The organism is Mycobacterium sp. IDUB_36 (assembly GCF_055419225.1).
Genome location: NZ_JBVAXH010000001.1, coordinates 1137179 through 1153717 on the forward strand (window position 1 = coordinate 1137179; position 16539 = coordinate 1153717).

At 69.1% G+C, this 16539-nt stretch carries 17 protein-coding genes and 2 riboswitches; of the genes, 12 read left to right on the plus strand and 5 right to left on the minus strand.

Features of this window, described 5'->3' with window-relative positions:
• Nucleotides 1-25: 25 nt before the first annotated feature.
• Complete coding sequence (gene rfbD, locus ACZYW1_RS05575; RefSeq protein WP_463783959.1) at nt 26-883, minus strand: dTDP-4-dehydrorhamnose reductase; 858 nt, start codon at nt 881-883, stop codon at nt 26-28.
• 69 nt (nt 884-952) lie between these two features.
• Between rfbD and ACZYW1_RS05580 the strand changes: the two genes are divergently transcribed.
• The 10 genes from ACZYW1_RS05580 (at nt 953) to ACZYW1_RS05625 (ending at nt 11514) form a co-directional block, all read left to right on the plus strand.
• Complete coding sequence (locus ACZYW1_RS05580) at nt 953-2416, plus strand: LCP family protein (RefSeq protein WP_463783960.1); 1464 nt, start codon at nt 953-955, stop codon at nt 2414-2416.
• A 164-nt stretch (nt 2417-2580) separates the two neighbouring features.
• Complete coding sequence (locus ACZYW1_RS05585; RefSeq protein WP_463787698.1) at nt 2581-3258, plus strand: TIGR03089 family protein; 678 nt, start codon at nt 2581-2583, stop codon at nt 3256-3258.
• Nucleotides 3259-3379: 121 nt separating this feature from the next.
• Nucleotides 3380-3664 (plus strand): DUF1490 family protein, encoded by a 285-nt coding sequence (locus ACZYW1_RS05590; protein ID WP_463783962.1) that lies wholly within the window; start codon nt 3380-3382, stop codon nt 3662-3664.
• 13 nt (nt 3665-3677) lie between these two features.
• A complete protein-coding gene (gene ctpC / locus ACZYW1_RS05595) occupies nt 3678-5828 on the plus strand; it encodes a manganese-exporting P-type ATPase CtpC (RefSeq protein ID WP_463783963.1) in 2151 nt (716 codons plus the stop codon).
• Between the two features lie 76 nt (nt 5829-5904).
• Nucleotides 5905-6693 (plus strand): heavy metal-binding domain-containing protein, encoded by a 789-nt coding sequence (locus tag ACZYW1_RS05600; protein ID WP_463783965.1) that lies wholly within the window; start codon nt 5905-5907, stop codon nt 6691-6693.
• A complete protein-coding gene (locus tag ACZYW1_RS05605; RefSeq protein ID WP_463783968.1) occupies nt 6693-7067 on the plus strand; it encodes a DUF5073 family protein in 375 nt (124 codons plus the stop codon). The genes ACZYW1_RS05600 and ACZYW1_RS05605 overlap by 1 nt, the downstream gene beginning before the upstream one ends.
• Nucleotides 7068-7086: 19 nt before the next feature.
• Nucleotides 7087-7258, plus strand: a riboswitch (cobalamin riboswitch).
• A 41-nt stretch (nt 7259-7299) separates the two neighbouring features.
• On the plus strand, nt 7300-8475 hold the full coding sequence (locus ACZYW1_RS05610) for an ABC transporter substrate-binding protein (protein ID WP_463783970.1): 1176 nt from the start codon (nt 7300-7302) through the stop codon (nt 8473-8475).
• A gap of 5 nt (nt 8476-8480) precedes the next feature.
• Nucleotides 8481-9530, plus strand: a complete 1050-nt coding sequence (locus ACZYW1_RS05615) for an iron chelate uptake ABC transporter family permease subunit (protein ID WP_463787699.1) — start codon at nt 8481-8483, stop codon at nt 9528-9530.
• Nucleotides 9527-10960, plus strand: a complete 1434-nt coding sequence (locus ACZYW1_RS05620) for an ATP-binding cassette domain-containing protein (protein WP_463783972.1) — start codon at nt 9527-9529, stop codon at nt 10958-10960. Before ACZYW1_RS05615 ends, ACZYW1_RS05620 begins: the two co-directional genes overlap by 4 nt.
• Entirely contained in the window at nt 10954-11514 is a 561-nt protein-coding gene (locus ACZYW1_RS05625; RefSeq protein WP_463783974.1) for a DUF7676 family protein, read from the plus strand. Before ACZYW1_RS05620 ends, ACZYW1_RS05625 begins: the two co-directional genes overlap by 7 nt.
• Before the next feature lie 5 nt (nt 11515-11519).
• Here the strand turns inward: ACZYW1_RS05625 and ACZYW1_RS05630 are convergent, their stop codons facing one another.
• Both ACZYW1_RS05630 and ACZYW1_RS05635 read right to left on the minus strand, forming a co-directional pair.
• The gene (locus tag ACZYW1_RS05630; protein ID WP_463787700.1) at nt 11520-12083 is read right to left on the minus strand and encodes a cation efflux transmembrane domain-containing protein; all 564 of its coding nucleotides are present in this window, start codon (nt 12081-12083) and stop codon (nt 11520-11522) included.
• A gap of 182 nt (nt 12084-12265) precedes the next feature.
• Nucleotides 12266-12553 (minus strand): DUF4177 domain-containing protein, encoded by a 288-nt coding sequence (locus tag ACZYW1_RS05635; protein ID WP_463783975.1) that lies wholly within the window; start codon nt 12551-12553, stop codon nt 12266-12268.
• A gap of 131 nt (nt 12554-12684) precedes the next feature.
• Here ACZYW1_RS05635 and ACZYW1_RS05640 point away from each other — a divergent pair, with 131 nt between their 5' ends.
• Nucleotides 12685-13590: a class I SAM-dependent methyltransferase gene (locus ACZYW1_RS05640; RefSeq protein WP_463783977.1), complete on the plus strand. Its 906-nt coding sequence runs from the start codon at nt 12685-12687 to the stop codon at nt 13588-13590.
• Here ACZYW1_RS05640 and ACZYW1_RS05645 read toward each other — a convergent pair.
• Nucleotides 13587-14087, minus strand: a complete 501-nt coding sequence (locus ACZYW1_RS05645; RefSeq protein WP_463783979.1) for an N-acetyltransferase family protein — start codon at nt 14085-14087, stop codon at nt 13587-13589. The two genes, ACZYW1_RS05640 and ACZYW1_RS05645, sit on opposite strands and share 4 nt — an antisense overlap.
• Nucleotides 14084-14482, minus strand: a complete 399-nt coding sequence (locus ACZYW1_RS05650; RefSeq protein WP_463783981.1) for a hypothetical protein — start codon at nt 14480-14482, stop codon at nt 14084-14086. The genes ACZYW1_RS05645 and ACZYW1_RS05650 overlap by 4 nt, the downstream gene beginning before the upstream one ends.
• A gap of 68 nt (nt 14483-14550) precedes the next feature.
• Nucleotides 14551-14735: riboswitch (cobalamin riboswitch) on the plus strand.
• 78 nt (nt 14736-14813) lie between these two features.
• Here ACZYW1_RS05650 and ACZYW1_RS05655 point away from each other — a divergent pair.
• Nucleotides 14814-16517 carry a PPE domain-containing protein gene (locus ACZYW1_RS05655; protein WP_463783983.1) on the plus strand — a complete coding sequence of 568 codons (1704 nt, stop codon included), beginning with the start codon at nt 14814-14816 and terminating at the stop codon, nt 16515-16517.
• Nucleotides 16518-16539 lie beyond the last annotated feature (22 nt).

The window sequence follows — 16539 nt, forward strand, 5'->3', positions numbered from 1 at the left end:
TAGCGGTCGGGGCCGCGCCTGCTGCTCAGGAGGGAACGGAGAGCGCATGGGCGAGTGCTTCCCGCCACGGCCGCAACGGCGACAGGCCGACGTCCTGCGACTGCCGACCGGACAGCACCGAATACGCCGGCCGCGGCGCCGGCCGCGGGTTCTCCGCGCTGCTCACCGGCCGCACCCGCTCCGGGTCGGCGCCGAGGATCTCGAACACCGCCCGGGCCTGCCCGCAGCGGGTGGCCGCACCCTGATTGGCGGCGTGCACGATGCCGTTCGGGGCGTGCACCCGCCCGTCGGCCACCTCTAGCAACGCGCTGACCAGGTCTCCGGTGTAGGTGGGTGAGCCGGTCTGGTCGTCGACCATGTCGACGACGCCGTCGCCGGCGGCCAGCCTGCGCATGGCGGCGACGAAGTCCTTGCCGTCGCCGCCGGTGTACACCCACGCGGTGCGGACCACGACGGCTCCCCGCAGCGCGTCGAGCACGGCCTGCTCACCGGACAACTTGGTTTGCCCGTACACACTCAACGGCCGGGTCGCGTCATCCGGCTCGTAGGGTCGCGACGCCGAGCCGTCGAAGACGTAGTCGGTGGAGATGTGCACCAGCTGGGCTCCCGCCCGGTCGCAGGCCTGGGCGATATATCCCGGGCCGGCCGCGTTGATCGCGTGCGCCCGGTCCCGGTCACGTTCGGCGTCGTCGACGGCCGTATAGGCCGCACAGTTGATCACCACGTCTCCGGCCTGCACGATCTCGCCGGAGCGGCGCGGATCGGCGATGTCCCACTCAGACGACGTCAACGCCAGGACGTCGCGTCCCTGCCGGGTCGCCTCGGCCGCCAGGAAGCTGCCGACCTGTCCGCCGGCGCCGGTGATCACGATGCGTGCAGTCATTGGTCTCAAGTCTGGCACGCCGAGCCTCTGCTACCCGAGTTACGGCTGTTACGCAAGTAACCTGTTGTGATGCCTGAGCAACGGGTGACCCGTGTGATTGCAACCGTGACGGCCGCGCTGGTCGTGCTCGTGACTGGGATGGCGTGGAGCAAGGTCCGCTCCTTCGAGGACGGGATCTACCACGTCTTCGCGCCATCGCTGGGCCACGGCGGCGACGACGGCGCGCTCGACATCCTGCTGGTCGGCATGGACAGCCGCACCGACGCTCACGGCAACCCGCTCAGCCAGGAGGAGCTCGCGTCGCTGCGCGCCGGCGACGAGGTGGCCAGCAACACCGACACGATCATCCTGATCCGCATCCCCGACAACGGGAAGTCCGCGACCGCGATCTCGATTCCGCGCGACACCTACGTCTCTGCACCCAGCCTGGGCAAGACCAAGATCAACGGTGTCTACGGCCAGACCAAAGAGGAGAAGCGGGTCAGCCTGGTCGAATCGGGCACCGCGCCGGACGAGGCCGAACGCCAGGGGACCGAGGCCGGCCGCGAAGCCCTGATCAAGACCGTCGCCGACCTGACCGGCGTCACCGTCGACCACTACGCCGAGATCGGGCTGCTCGGGTTCTCGCTGATCACCGACGCCCTGGGCGGGGTCAACGTCTGCCTCAAAGAGCCTGTCTTCGAACCGATGTCGGGCGCCGACTTCCCAGCGGGGCCGCAGAAGCTCAACGGCCCGCAAGCGCTGAGCTTCGTCCGCCAGCGTCACGAACTCCCCCGCGGTGACCTCGACCGGGTGGTGCGTCAGCAGGTGGTGATGTCGTCGCTGGCCCACAAGGTGATCTCCGGCAAGACGCTGTCCAGCCCGGCAACGATGAACCGGCTGCAGGCAGCCATTCAGCGCTCGGTGGTGCTCTCCTCCGGCTGGGACATCATGGATTTCGTCAACCAGTTGCAGAAGCTGGCCGCCGGCCGCATCGCGTTCGCCACCATCCCGGTGCTCGACGAATCCGGTTGGAGCGACGACGGGATGCACAGCGTGGTGCGCGTCGACCCGCATCAGGTGCAGAGCTGGGTCGGCGGGCTCCTGGAAGGTCAGGCCAAAGGCAAGACCGAACAACTCACCTACGCGCCGGACAAGACCAGCGCCACCGTCGTCAACGACACCGACGTCAACGGGCTGGCCGCATCGGTGTCACAAGTGTTGAGCTCCAAAGGGTTCGGCACCGGAAAAGTCGGCAACAACGACACCGCACACGTCAAGAGCAGCCAGGTGCAGGCCGCGACGCCCGATGACATGGGTGCTCAGGCGGTCGCCAAGGAACTCGGTGGGTTGCCCGTCGTCGCTAACACGACCGTGCCGCAAGGGTCGGTTCGGGTGGTGCTCAGCAGTGACTACACCGGACCGGGTTCGGGCCTCAGTGACGGTGGCCCCAAGCTGGCGGCGGCATCGCACCCGGACTCCGCGGGGTCCGACACTCCCCCGCCGTCGCCGATCCTGACCGCCGGCAGCGATCACCCGGAGTGCGTCAACTGATCTCGTGCCGCGACGATGCAGAGCGCGAAGCGCGATGAGGAGAAGCGGCACCGAACTGATCTCGTGCCGGCGACGATGCAGAGCGCGAAGCGCGATGAGGAGAAGCGGCACCGGACTGATGTACTGATGCGGTGACGACTCTGAGCGCCGCGATCCTGGATCCGATGCTGCGCGCCGACCCGGTCGGCCCGCGGATCACCTATTACGACGACGCCACCGGCGAGCGCATCGAGGTGTCCGCCGTGACGCTGGCCAACTGGGCGGCCAAGACCGGCAACCTGCTGCGCGACGAGTTGGGAGCCGGGCCGTCGAGTCGCGTCGCGGTGTTGCTTCCGGCCCACTGGCAGACGGCCGCGGTGCTGTTGGGGGCATGGTGGATCGGCGCCGAGGTGCTGCTCGGCCCGGTGACCGACGCCGATGTGGCGTTGTGCACGGTCGAACGACTCGACGAGGCCGACGACACCGGCGCCGGCGAAGTGGCGGTGCTGTCACTGGATGCGTTCGGCCGCCCGGCGCCCGACCTGCCGATCGGCGTCACCGACTACGCGACCGCGGTGCGGGTGCACGGCGATCAGATCATCGCCGAGCCGAACCCGGGTCCGGCATTCGACGGCAGATCGGTCGACCAGGTGCTGGAATCCTGCCACACGCAGTCGGCAGCAACGGGTTTGACGGCGGGCGACCGGGTGCTGTCGACGGCACCCTGGGAGACACCCGACGACGTGGTCCACAATCTGCTGACCGTGCTGGCGGTCGGTGGGTCGCTGGTGTACGTCGCCAACGCCGACCCGGCGACGCTGGCGCGCAAGACCGAGACCGAGAAGGTCACCCGCAACCTCTGACCAGGAGCACCCCGCAGGACAGAGACCAGCAGATCGCCGCGCCCCCGAAAGCATGTTGATATCGCTATATGTCGATGCTACGGTCGACGAAACGCATGACGCCGAGGGAGGACGTTCGACGATGGTGGTGCAAGGCCTGCTGGGCAAAGCAGCTGGGACAGTGGTGACCGGTGTCGTCGGCGTCGGTGCCTACGAACTGTTGCGCAAGGCGCTGAACAAGGCCCCATTGCACGAGGCCGCGGTGTCGGCGACCGAGTGGAGCCTGCGTGGCACCCGACGGGCCGAGGAAGCCGCCGAGTCCGCCCGACTGAAACTGGCCGACGTGGTCGCCGAGGCCCGCGACCGCATCGGCGAGGAGGCACAACCGCCGGCGATCGGCGACCCCGGTCACGATCACGAGCACTGAGCGCGTCGCGACCATGACGACCGATCTACAGGTCGTGTCCGACGCCGCGGGGCGCATGCGGGTCAAAGTGCCGTGGGTGCGCGCCAATTCGCGGCGCGCGGTCGCGGTCGAAGAGGCCGTCGACCGCCAGAACGGCGTCCGGGCGGTGCACGCCTATCCCTACACCGGCTCCGTCGTCGTCTGGTACTCGCCCAAGCGCTGTGACCGCGACGACGTGCTGGCGGCCATCGCCGAGGCCGAACACGTTGCTGCCGAACTCATTCCGGTCCGTACCCCGCGCTCCTCGGACATCCGCAACACCGAGGTCCTGCGGATGGTGATCGGCGGTGCCGCGCTCGCCCTGCTGGGCATCCGCCGCTACGGCTTCAACCGTCCCCCGCTGCTGGGTGCATCCGGCCAGCTGGTCGCGACCGGTGCCACGGTCTTCATGGGTTACCCGTTCCTGCGCGGCGCACTGCGCGCGCTACGGTCGGGACGCGCCGGCACCGATGCGTTGGTGACCGCCGCGACCGTCGCCAGCCTGGTGCTGCGCGAGAACGTCGTCGCCCTCACCGTGCTATGGCTGCTGAACATCGGTGAGTACCTCCAGGATCTGACCCTGCGCCGGACCAGGCGGGCCATCTCGGATCTGTTGCGGGGCACCGCGGATACCGCGTGGGTCCTGATCTCGGACGGCGAACAACAAGGGACCGAGGTCCAGGTGCCCGTCGACACCCTGCAGATCGGCGACGACGTCGTGGTCTACGACCATGTCGCCATCCCGGTCGACGGTGATGTGGTCGACGGCGAGGCCGTCGTCGACCAGTCCGCGATCACCGGCGAGACACTGCCGGTGAGCATCGTCGCCGGCTCGGCCGTGCACGCCGGATCGGTGGTGCTGCGCGGACGACTGGTCATCCGCGCCCGCGCGGTCGGCAACCAGACCACGATCGGGCGCATCATCTCCCGCGTCGAGGAGGCTCAGCACGACCGGGCGCCCATCCAGACCGTCGGCGAGAACTTCTCCCGCCGCTTCGTGCCGATCTCCTTCATCGTCTCCGCGGTCACCCTCGTCCTCACCGGCGATGTCCGGCGCGCCATGACCATGCTGCTGATCGCCTGCCCGTGCGCGGTCGGGCTGTCCACCCCAACGGCGATCAGCGCCGCGATCGGCAACGGCGCACGGCGCGGCATTCTGATCAAAGGCGGCTCGCACCTCGAGCAGGCCGGCCGGGTCGACGCGATCGTCTTCGACAAGACTGGGACGCTGACGGTGGGCCGCCCGGTCGTCACGAATATCATTGCCCTGCATGATGATTGGCAACCGGAGCAGGTGCTCGCGTATGCAGCCAGCTCCGAGTTGCACTCCCGGCACCCGCTGGCCGAGGCGGTGATCCGCTCCACCGAAGAGCGCCGCATCACGATCCCGCCGCACGAGGAGTGCGAGGTGCTGGTCGGCCTGGGCATGCGGACCTGGGCCGACGGCCGGACCCTGCTACTGGGCAGCCCGTCGCTGCTGCGGGCCGAGAACGTCGAGGTCTCCGAGGAGGCCTCCGACTGGGTGGACAAACTGCGCCGCCAGGCGGAGACCCCGCTGCTGCTCGCGGTCGACGAGACGCTGGTCGGGCTGATCAGCCTGCGCGACGAAGTCCGCACCGAAGCACCGGAGGTGCTCAACCAGTTGCGCACAAACGGAATTCGTCGCATCGTGATGCTCACCGGTGATCACCCCGACATCGCGACGGTGGTCGCGGCCGAACTCGGCATCGACGAGTGGCGCGCCGAGGTGATGCCCGAGGACAAGCTCGAAGTGGTGCGCCAACTGCAGGACGAGGGCTACATCGTCGGGATGGTCGGCGACGGCATCAACGACGCGCCGGCGCTGGCCGCGGCCAACATCGGCATCGCGATGGGCCTGGCCGGAACGGATGTCGCCGTCGAAACCGCGGACATCGCACTGGCCAACGACGATCTGCGACGCCTGCTCGACGTCGGTGACCTGGGCGCCCGTGCGGTCGAGGTGATCCGGCAGAACTACGGCATGTCGATCGCCGTCAACGCCGCCGGGCTGCTGATCGGCGCCGGCGGCGCTCTGTCACCGGTGCTCGCGGCGATCCTGCACAACGCGTCATCGGTGGCCGTCGTCGCGAACAGTTCACGGTTGATTCGGTACCGCTTGGACTGAACGCCGCTACGCCCGGCGTCGGCCTCGTACGATGTGCGCTACCGGCGAAAGGCTCGATCGGTGAAAGGACGTTCCCGTGTCATCGACCCCGCTCGACCCGGTTGCCAGCGAACGGCTCTCACACGCCGACAAGGTCTTCACCTCCGACCTGTCGGTCAATGAATTCGCCCTGCTGCACGGAGCCGGCTTCGAGCCACTCGATCTGGTGATGGGCGTCTCGGTGTACCACGTGGGCTACCAGTTCACCGGAATCCGGCAGCAGTCCGAGCTGCCGGTGCTCACCGAGGCGACGTACCGGGCCCGCTGGAATGCGATGGCCCGCATGCAGGCCGAGGCCGACGCGCTGGGCGCCGACGGCGTCGTCGGTGTGCGGCTGGAATGGCGCCAGCACGGTGCCGAGGCCGAGCACCTCGAGTTCATCGCGGTCGGTACCGCGGTGCGCTACACGGCCAAACCCGGGTCCTTCCGGCGCAGCAACGGCCAGGCCTTTTCCAGCCACCTGTCGGGCCAGGACCTGGCCACCCTGCTGCGATCGGGCTGGGCGCCGGTGGCATTCGTGATGGGCAACTGCGTGTTTCACATTGCCGCGCAAGGCTTTCTGCAGACGTTGCGCCAGATGGGCCGCAACATCGAGATGCCGCAGTGGACGCAAGGCAATTACGAGGCACGCGAGTTGGCCATGTCGCGCATGCAAGGCGAAGCCGAGCGCGATGGCGCGCGGGGAGTCGTCGGTGTGCACTTCAACATCCAGAACTACGCCTGGGGTTATCACACGGTGGAGTTCTACGCCGCCGGGACGGCGGTGCGTCGCATCGGCACGGGCGAAACGATCACGCCGCAGTTCGTGCTCGCCATGAACGACTGATGGCGGAATTCGACGCGCAACGCGTGAGCGCCACGGTGACCCGCGCGTTGACCGGCCCGGGCGGAATCGGGTTGATCATCGAGGTTTTCGCCGGATTGCCGGGCGTGACACACACCCCGGCCCGGCGCGGGATGTTCAAGTCGCAGCCGGCGCGGTTGCAGATCGGCGACTGGCGCTACGAGGTGACGCCGGACGGCCGCTTGCTGGCGGCCCACGTCGTGGGCGGCGTCGTGATCGGCGAAGAGGTGTTGCTCGCCGACGCGGTCGGCCCGCATCTGGCCCGTTCCCTCGGCCAACTGGCCGCCCGCCACGGCGCGACGGTCGTCCCCAACATCGACGCAGCGGTGGACGCCCTGAGCGCCGGGGCGGGTTGACCCCTCCGTCGACCCCCGCACGACATGCGATAATCCCCCGGTTGGGCGATGACGACAGAGGAAGCCGGTGCAAGTCCGGCGCGGTCCCGCCACTGTCATCGGGGAGCGACCCTCACCAGCCACGGCCACCCGGCCGGAAGGCGAGGCAAGCAGCGATCCGAGAGCCAGGAGACTCACGTCATCGCGTCCTGCGACCCGGGGCGGTCGACCCCGAGAGAGCTGGCGAGCGTCGATGTCACGCCGTTTCTGGGTGGCGCTCACGGTGAGCGCATGGCTGCCGGTTGCCGCCGCGGCCTGCGGCGCGAGCCCGCATACCAGCGCTCTCCCCCGCCGTGACTGCATCACCGACTATCGGCCCGGCGTCGACTATTTCCCGGACAAATCGACGGTCTTGGATGCCACCAACTTCAGCCTGGCCTACCACGACAGTTACCAGGTCCTGACCGTCAAGCAGTCCTACCCGCACGGCCACCCGGAGTCCTACGTGCTGGTGCGATGCGGCGCGCCCATCCCCGAATTGACCGGCGATCTGGTTGGGGCGCAACGGATTACCATACCGGTCGCCAGCATGTACTCGGCGTCGATCACCCAGTTGGGCATGCTCGGGGAGCTCGGCCGAACCGACGCGGTCACCGGTGTCGCCGCCACCGACGACGTCGTCAATCCCGAACTGCGGCAACGGATCAGCAGCGGGAAGACGGTCGGCTACGCACCCGGCACCCAGGTCGACACCGAGGGTGTCGTCGCCGCCCATCCCGACGTGCTGGTCAGCGGCGGACTCGAGGAGCCGAGCTACCCGAAACTGCGCGACGCCGGCATCAGCGTGCTCGCCGACGCCGAATGGCTGGAAGCGACGCCGCTGGGCCGGGCCGAGTGGATCAAGGTGCTCGCCGCGCTGACCGGGACCGAGAAGAAAGCCGGTCAGATCTATTCGCGGCTGCGTGACGACTACGCCGCGGTGGCCCGCAGATCGGCCGGCGCGCGACCCGTTGACGTGCTGTCCGGCGCCATGTACCAGGGTGTGTGGTCAATGCCGGCCGGCGGCGACTACGCCGGGCGCCTCATCGTCGATGCCGGCGGCAGCTATCCGTGGGCGGGTGACCCCGGCAGCGGGTCGCTGCAGCTGAATTTCGAGTCCGTCTACGCCAAGGCCGGGCAGGCATCGCTGTGGCTGGTCGCCGACGACTGGAAGACCACTGACGACGCGCTGGCCGCCGACTCCCGGTACGGCGAACTCGCCGCCGTCCGAAGCGGTCAGGTCTGGTCGGCGACCAAGGCGGGCAACGACTACTGGGAGCGCGGCCCGGCGCGGCCGGATCTTGTGCTCGCCGATCTGGTGGCGATCCTGCACCCGGACCTCGAGCCGCAGCACGAGTTCACCTTCTACCGAAAGTTGGCCCGCCCGTGACGGCCGTGACGGCGCCGATCTCGTTGCGGCTCAACCGAACCGCGGTGGTCCTGACGGGGCTGGTCGTCGCGGTGGCACTGCTGAGCGTGCTGGGTATCGCGCTGGGCCCGGTGCGGGTGCCGTTGCTCGACACCGCCCGCATCCTGGTGGGCGCCCCACCCTCGGACGCCCGGTGGCAGGTGATCGTGCACGGCATGCGATTGCCCCGCGTGCTCACCGCGATTGCCGCGGGTGCGGGCCTCGGCGTGGCCGGTCTGCAGATGCAGACGTTGTTCCGCAACACCCTTGCCGACCCCTACGTACTGGGCGTCAGTTCGGGCGCCGGCCTGGGCGTGGCGGTGGTGGTGATCGCCACCGGGTCCGGCTTCGCCGCGGGTCTGAGCGACGACCGGGTCGGCGTGACCGCTGCGGCCGCGGCGGGTGCCGCCGCCGTGCTCGCGATCGTCCTGACACTGGCGCACTGGGTGCGCTCGGCGGCGACCCTGCTGCTGATCGGGGTGATGGTGAGCGCCGCCACCACCGCCGTGGTCAGCGTGCTGCTGGTCTACGCCGACCCGCTGCGGGTCCAGCAGTATCTGATGTGGGGTCTGGGCAGTTTCGCCGGCACCAGCTGGGGCGACCTTCGGCTGCTGCTGCCGATCGTCGCGGTCGGGGTGGTCGCGGCCGCGTCGACGCTGCGCGCGCTGAATGCGCTGCTGCTCGGCGAGAACTACGCCCGCACACTGGGAATCGACGTACGCCGGGCCCGGTTGATCACGCTCGCATCGGCGTCGTTGCTGACGGGTGCCACCACCGCGCTCTGCGGGCCGATCGCCTTCCTCGGGCTCGCGGTGCCGCATCTGACCCGCTTCGCCCTCGGCACGTCCGACCACCGGGTGGTGTTGCCGACGGCGGTCCTGATGGGCTCGGCGATCGCGCTGGCCTGCGGCATCGTCAGCCAGGTGCCGGGCAGCGACGCGGTACTCCCGATCAACGCGGTGACCGCCCTGATCGGGGCGCCGATCGTGGTCGCGGTGCTGGTCCGCAGCCGCCGCGGGCTGGGGGTGCCGCAGTGAGCATCCTGCAGTTGCGCGACCTGACGATCGGCTATCGCCGCCGGCGACAAGTCACCACTGTCGCCGCGGAGTTGTCAGCGGTGGCACACGGCGGTGAGCTCACCGTGCTGCTCGGTCCCAACGGGTGCGGAAAGTCGACGCTGATCCGCACCATGTGCGGATTGCAGCCCGCACTGGGCGGACAGGTGTCGCTGGACGGGACGGACCTGGCCGGCGTCGCGGCCGACCGGTTGGCCCGGCGGGTCGCGGTCGTGCTCACCGACCCGGTGGACCCGGGACTGCTGTCGGTCCGTGAACTCACGGCGCTGGGTCGCATCCCGTATCTCGGTGTGACGGGCCGACTCTCGCGCGACGACCACGACATCGTCGCCCAGGCACTGACCGCCGTCGGTGCCGGTCACCTCGCCGAGCGCCCGGCCGCCGACCTGTCCGACGGCGAGCGGCAACGTGTGCTGACCGCCCGCGCGCTGGCTCAGCAGCCGGAGGTGCTGGTGCTCGACGAGCCGACCGCGTTCCTGGACGTGCCGTCGCGTATCGGCCTGATCGCCATGTTGCGCCGGCTGGCCCACGAACAGGGGCTGACGATCGTGCTGTCCACCCATGACCTCGAGCCGGCGCTACGGGAGGCCGATCGGGCGTGGCTACTCGGCCGCGACGGCACCCTGGTCGACACCACGCCCGGCCGGCTCGCCCGGGACGGACAGCTGAATGCCGTATTCGATTGCGAGATAACCCCATCCAGTGACCCGGCGGTAGTCACCGCGCTCGCCGAGCTGAGCGACGTGAGCGGGTATTTCGCCCTGGGCACCGGAGCGTTGGACAGCGGATGGCGGCCGGTCCAGCAGCTCTACGACGACACCGCGCTGCTCGGCGAGGTGGTCGGCCGGATCGCAGCCCGCATGCAGGTCACCGAACAGCGCGTCGCGGCGTCGACATTCTTCCTGGGCTTCGCCGCCCGGCTGTGGTCGATCGGGCTGGGCGCGGCCGCGGGCTACCGGCTGCTCGTCGACCTGCCACCCGACCGGCTGCTGTACCGGGAGAGCGAGGGCCAGATCCAGTTGCACCTCGAGCATCCCGCGACCCGGCAGCGCGACGAGCCGCACACCGCGCTGGCAGACATGGTGCTCGACCGGCACCTGGACCCGCTGGGGGTCGCGCTGCGGCGACTCGGTCCGATCTCGCAGGGACTGCTCCGCGGCAACGCGGCCTCGGCGCTACTGGGCGCCGCGCGGGTCTTCGACCAGAACCGCGCGACGACGTCAGGATGGCAACTGGCTCGACGCATATGCGACGAAAGATTGAGCGCAGCCGTCTCTTTTGACGATAACGGCTACCGCCGAACCAGCTGCTGTTTGTATTACCGCACGCCCGGAGGCGGGCTGTGTGGCGACTGCGCCCTCGACCGGGTGCCGGAAAGGTTGTTGTGTTGATCGACTTCAGTCCCGCGGTCCAGACCACCGAGGACAACGGACGCGAGCAGGTCTGGCCGCTGCCGACCGACGAGAAAAATCTGCTCGCTCTGATCACGCTGTGCTTCGAAGAGTATTGGGACGACATCTGGTTCGGCGTGCTGGTCGAAGGCGCCGCCTGGGAGGTCGCCGCACCCAACCCGCCCAAGCGGATCTCGATGTACGACGGATACGCGACGATCGACTTCGGCCGCTGGCACTTTCACCTGTGCATCGGCGAGCACCGGGACAGCGGTCCCGAGCTCGGCCGGATCCGTCGCTGTGCCCGCGCCGAGATGTACCGCCGCATCGGCAGTGACGGGGCGCCCACCTCGTGGGGCGTGCGACTGTTCAACGGCCGCGACGACCAGCTGATGACGCTGATGCTGCCCGGCCCGTTCCTGACCAACACTCAGCAGATGCGCGACGAGCCCGACTGGACGCAGCTGGAGCTGTGGGACCGTCTGCGGGCGACGTTCCTGGGGTTGGAACCCGATCCACTCGACCGCTCTGGCAAGGGATTTCGGCACGGCTGAGAACGTCAGCAGCAGTCCTCGCCGCGCCAGGATTTGACGCCCTGCCAGATCGCCGCCGCGGCGATGCCGAGGCCGATCGCCGGGTCGAACCACCAGACGCCCGGCCAGATCGCCGCCACGGCCAGACCGACCAGGACGGCCGCGGCCTGCGCGCCGCACAGGTAGTTCTGGGTGCCCTCCCCCGCGGTGGCCGCCGAGCCCAACCGCTCGGCGAGCGAATGCTTGGCCCGGCCCAGGATCGGCATCAGCACCAGCGAGGCAGCGGTCAAGACGATGCCGACGACTGAGGTCTCGGCGTCGTGCCGCTCGAGGAGGTGGTGGACGGATTCCGCGGCGATGTAGGGCGCGGTGAGCCAGAACGACCAGGCGACGCCGACTTGGGCGCGGCGCTCGGCGGTCGCCGACGCCGTCCGCGACCCGGAAAATCGCCACGCCACCATCGCGCTGGCCAGCGCTTCGGGCAGACTGCCCAGCGCCCAACCGGTCAGCGCGATCGAGCCGACCGACAGGCCCTGCCACAGCCCGACCACGCCTTCGGTGAGCATCGCGACCATGCTGACCCAGGCCAGCCGGTACGCCCACTGCGCGCCGCGCTGCCACTGGGCGTCGCGTTCGTGCGCGTGTCCGTGTCCGTGCCCGGTCTCGGCGCAGCAGGCGTCGACGACGAGGCCGGCCTGATCGCTCGTCGAACGGGATTCGGTCACCCAGCGATGTTAGGTCAATGCGCGCCGGGGGCGAACCAGTCCGGCCGTCAAGAAGGCGCCAAGGGACGCTTCAGGGTGCAGACGATGCTCCACTCGAAGTAGAACTCGCCGCCCTTGTCGTAGCCCGCGAAGTGGTGCGAAACCTGGACCCGCTGCACCGAGGAGTTCACCACTTCCCAGCCTTCGGCCCCGTGGGCGTTGAGAGCGCGGTCGGCCTCGTCGATGACGACCTGCAGGGTCGCGTTCGTCACGCTGATGAACGTGGTCTCCCAGCGCGGTGGAGACCAGTTGCCGGCGGACAAGCCTGTCGGGGGCACGGGTGAAGGTGCGCTCATAAGGCGGTACCTTATGCGGCCGCGATCCCAGAAAAGTGAATGGCAACTGGCCGCTGCGTTAAGGAATGTCGCCGAATTGCGGCCTCCCGCCGCAAGGTAACTCCCAGCATCGGATGGCTACCCTGGCTCACATGGCGCGTACCGAGAACGACACCTGGGATCTGGCAACGAGTGTGGGAGCCACCGCCACCATGGTCGCCGCGGGCCGGGGCAGAGCCACCCGGGACGGGCTGATCGACGATCCGTTTGCCGAGCCGCTGGTTCGCGCGGTCGGAGTCGACTTCTTCACCCGCTGGGCGAACGGTGAGATCAGTGGCGACGAGGTCGATATCGCGGGCCACCCGTGGGGCATGCAGCCGATGACCGACCTGCTGGCGGTGCGCACCCGGTTGATCGACCAATTCATCACCGACGCGACGACGTCGGGCATCCGCCAGGTCGTGATCCTGGCTTCCGGCCTCGACGCGCGGGGCTACCGGTTGTCCTGGCCCGCGCAGACGGTGGTGTTCGAGATCGATCAGCAGCAGGTGACGGATTTCAAGACCGCGACGCTGGCTGCGGCCGGGGCCCAGCCGACCGTCGACCTGCGGGCAGTGCCGATCGATCTGCGCGACGACTGGCCGGGGGCGCTGGCACACGCGGGTTTCGACGCCCAATTGCCCACCGCGTGGGTCGCCGAGGGCCTGCTGGCTTTCCTGCCGCCCGACGCCCAGGATCGCTTGCTGGACAACATCACCGAGCTCAGTGCGCCCGGCAGCCGGCTGGTCGTCGAGATCTTTCTGAGTTCACCGGAATCGCTGGAAGTCATGCACGCGTCGTCGGAGAAGTGGTACCAACACGGCCTCGACGCCCGCCTCGACGACCTCTGGTACAGCGGTGAACGCCGCGACGTGGCGCCCTACCTGGACGAACGCGGCTGGCAGACCACCCGGCACCGGTCCAGCCGGCTACTGGCCGACGCCGGACTGCCCGCGCCGGAACGAAATGACGGTCAGACCGAAAACTATTACTGCACCGCAGAACTCGTCGCCGGCTAGCGAGCCAGGACGCACTGCCAGAACCCGACGTCGTGCCAGGCGTCGTGCTTGAAACCCGCCTCGCGAAGGTGTCCGGCGCGCACGAACCCGTGCCGTTCGTGCAACCGCACACTCGGGTCGTTGGGCAACGCGATCACCGCGACCGCGCTGTGAAACCCGTTGATACGCAGTCGGTCCAATAACTCGGTGTAGAGCGCGTCACCGACTCCGCGGCGATGCACGGACTCCTCGATGTAGACGGTGACCTCAGCGGTCCACTGATAGGCCGCGCGTTCGTTCCACGGTCCCGCGTAGGCCGCCCCGACGACACGGCCGTCGATGCCGGCCACCAGCCACGGGAACCGCCCGTGCAGCTTCTCCCATGACGCCCGCACCTCGTCGAGGCTCTGCGGCTCGGTCCGGAAATTGAACACCGACTGCTCGATGTAGTGGTTGACGATCTCGCGGACGCGCACCAGATCGTCGGCGGTCGCGAGCCGGATCCGGGGCGCGTTCACGTCGCCGGCGACCGGTACCCGTCGATGTCCTTGTCTTCGATCGAGCGGGCCAGCAGTTCGCCCTTCGCCGTCAAGGCCAGCCACACCGAGTACATCCACTTCTCGGGATCGTCGTACCGCTTGATGTAGGCGTGCGAGATCTTGTGCAGTGAATGTTCGAGCGAATGATGCCAGGCGGCAAAACGTCTCGCCTTGCCCGCGGGCTCGCCGAGCCGGAACAGCCCCTCGCCCACCCATTCGCTGATCGCGTCCAGCGTCTCGGCCTGCACCTCGTGCGGCGAGGCGGACGAATGGTGGTGCTTGACAAGCCAATCGACCGCATTGAGATCGACCGGACCGCTGAGCGCATTCAGCAAGAGCTGATTGCGCACGGCCTCGCGCGGGTTGCCCGTCATGCGGTCACCGTACAGTTCGGCTTCGCCGCCCGGGACCCGATAGGGATGACGCGCCGACGGTTCGAAAGCGGCATTTGACGTGGTGTGGCAAAATTCCCCCGTTAGGCGATGACGACAGAGGAAGCCGGTGTGAATCCGGCGCGGTCCCGCCACTGTCATCGGGGAGCGACCCTCACCAGCCACGGCCACGGCCGGAAGGCGAGGCAAGCAGCGATCCGAGAGCCAGGAGACTCACGTCATCGCGTCCTGCAACACGGGGCGGTCGACCCCGGGAGCGAGAGTCCCTCATGGCGCTGCGCGCGTTGTCGTTTCCAGATTCCGACGGCCGGCCGTGACCGCGCCGATCTGGATCGCCTCACCCCCGGAAGTGCATTCGACGCTACTGAGTAGCGGCCCGGGTCCGGGCTCCCTGTTGGCGTCTGCGTCGGCGTGGACCGGCTTGAGCACCGAATACTCCGAGGCCGCCGACGAATTGACCGCGGTGCTGAGCGCGGCGCAAGGCGGCTGGGAGGGCCCGAGCGCTGAGAGCTACGCCGCCGCGCACGCGCCGTATCTGGAGTGGCTGCTGCAACAGAGCGTGAACAGCGCCGCGATGGCCGCCGAGCAGGAAACTGCGGCAGCGGCCTACACCGCCGCACTGGCCGCCATGCCTACCCTGGGTGAGCTGGCGGCCAACCACGCCACCCACGCGGTGTTGTCGGCGACCAATTTCTTTGGCATCAACACCATCCCGATCGCGCTGACCGAGGCCGACTACGCGCGGATGTGGGTACAAGCGGCCACCGTGATGGGCACCTACGAGGGCGTCGCGGGAGCGAGCGTCGCCGCCGCGCCGCCGGCCCAACCGGCGCCGACGATCATGAAGGCTGCGGCGGCCGATGCCACCGATCCGACGGCACCGCCGGCCTGGTTCACCCAACTGCAGCAATATCTGGAAGGCCTGTTCCCGCAACCGCCCTATCCGAACACCGGCGACTTCCCGCTCTATCAGCAGCTTTTGGATTTCTTCAACGAGATCGGCTACACCGGCGTCAACGATCCGATCGGAGCGTGGTTGCAGGGTCTGGACCCGTCGTGGTTGCCGCCGATCGGCGTGCCCGGGTCGTGGCTGGCCTTCACCGGCAACCCGTTGAGCTACCTCAACCCGTTCAGCCTCGCCTACGTGCTGTCGGTCCCGCTCGACCCCGGCTCCTACATCGCCTTCACCGGCATGGTCATCGTCGACGACCTGCTGGCGATCGTCTACACCGCCGCGGTCAACCCACAGGCGCTGATCCTGGTCGCGCCGCTGGCGCTGGTGGAGATCGTCGGGTCCACTATCGGCAACACCATCCAGCTGCTGCACTACATCCTGGAGCCGCTGCTCCTGGCGCTGCCCAGCCTGTTGCCGCTGGCGACCTCGTCGCTGCTGCCGTTGGCCGCGGCACCGCTGGGCGCGGCAGGTCTGGCGGGCCTGGCCGGCCTGGCCGGACTGGCGCCCGCCACAGCCCTGCCGGCGCTGACCCCGGCGATCGCGTTGGCTCCGACCCCGCCCCCACCGCCGGCGCCCGCGCCGATGGCCCCCGCCCCGGCCCCGGTGACGGTGGCGCACGCCCCGGTCGCGGCGCCGGCGCCACCTCCTCCGCCGCCCACCCCCGCGGGTCCAACGGGTGTGACGATGCCGGCCTACATGTACATGGTCGGCGATTTGGGCCTCGCCGCTCGGCAGGCCCGCGGCGCCAGCAAGCGCGCCACCAAGACGGCGGTCGACAGCGCCGAAATACCGGCCGCCGCAGCCGCTCTCGAGGACAAGCAGCCGGTGCGGCGGCGACGGCGCGCGCAGGCCACCATGATCGGGCGTGGCTACGAATACATGGACTTGGAGCCGGACGTGACGGCATCCGATCTCGACGGCGGTCGCCTCGGCTTCGCGGGCAGCGCGGCGCGTGCGGACGGCGCCGAACCGGCCGGGCTGGCGACGTTGACCCGCGACCAGTTCGGCGCCGACTCGACCATGCCGATGCTGCCGGGCACCTGGAACCCGGACCTGGACTGAGACCGATCGCGGCCGGTCGCTG

Excerpts from the sequence above, each read along its gene's own strand:
- rfbD (WP_463783959.1), bottom strand. The coding sequence starts at position 883 with ATGACTGCACGCATCGTGATCACCGGCGCCGGCGGACAGGTCGGCAGC.
- ACZYW1_RS05580 (WP_463783960.1), top strand. The coding sequence starts at position 953 with ATGCCTGAGCAACGGGTGACCCGTGTGATTGCAACCGTGACGGCCGCG.
- ACZYW1_RS05585 (WP_463787698.1), top strand. The coding sequence starts at position 2,581 with ATGCTGCGCGCCGACCCGGTCGGCCCGCGGATCACCTATTACGACGAC.
- ACZYW1_RS05590 (WP_463783962.1), top strand. The coding sequence starts at position 3,380 with ATGGTGGTGCAAGGCCTGCTGGGCAAAGCAGCTGGGACAGTGGTGACC.
- ctpC (WP_463783963.1), top strand. The coding sequence starts at position 3,678 with ATGACGACCGATCTACAGGTCGTGTCCGACGCCGCGGGGCGCATGCGG.
- ACZYW1_RS05605 (WP_463783968.1), top strand. The coding sequence starts at position 6,693 with ATGGCGGAATTCGACGCGCAACGCGTGAGCGCCACGGTGACCCGCGCG.
- ACZYW1_RS05610 (WP_463783970.1), top strand. The coding sequence starts at position 7,300 with ATGTCACGCCGTTTCTGGGTGGCGCTCACGGTGAGCGCATGGCTGCCG.
- ACZYW1_RS05635 (WP_463783975.1), bottom strand. The coding sequence starts at position 12,553 with ATGAGCGCACCTTCACCCGTGCCCCCGACAGGCTTGTCCGCCGGCAAC.
- ACZYW1_RS05640 (WP_463783977.1), top strand. The coding sequence starts at position 12,685 with ATGGCGCGTACCGAGAACGACACCTGGGATCTGGCAACGAGTGTGGGA.
- ACZYW1_RS05650 (WP_463783981.1), bottom strand. The coding sequence starts at position 14,482 with ATGACGGGCAACCCGCGCGAGGCCGTGCGCAATCAGCTCTTGCTGAAT.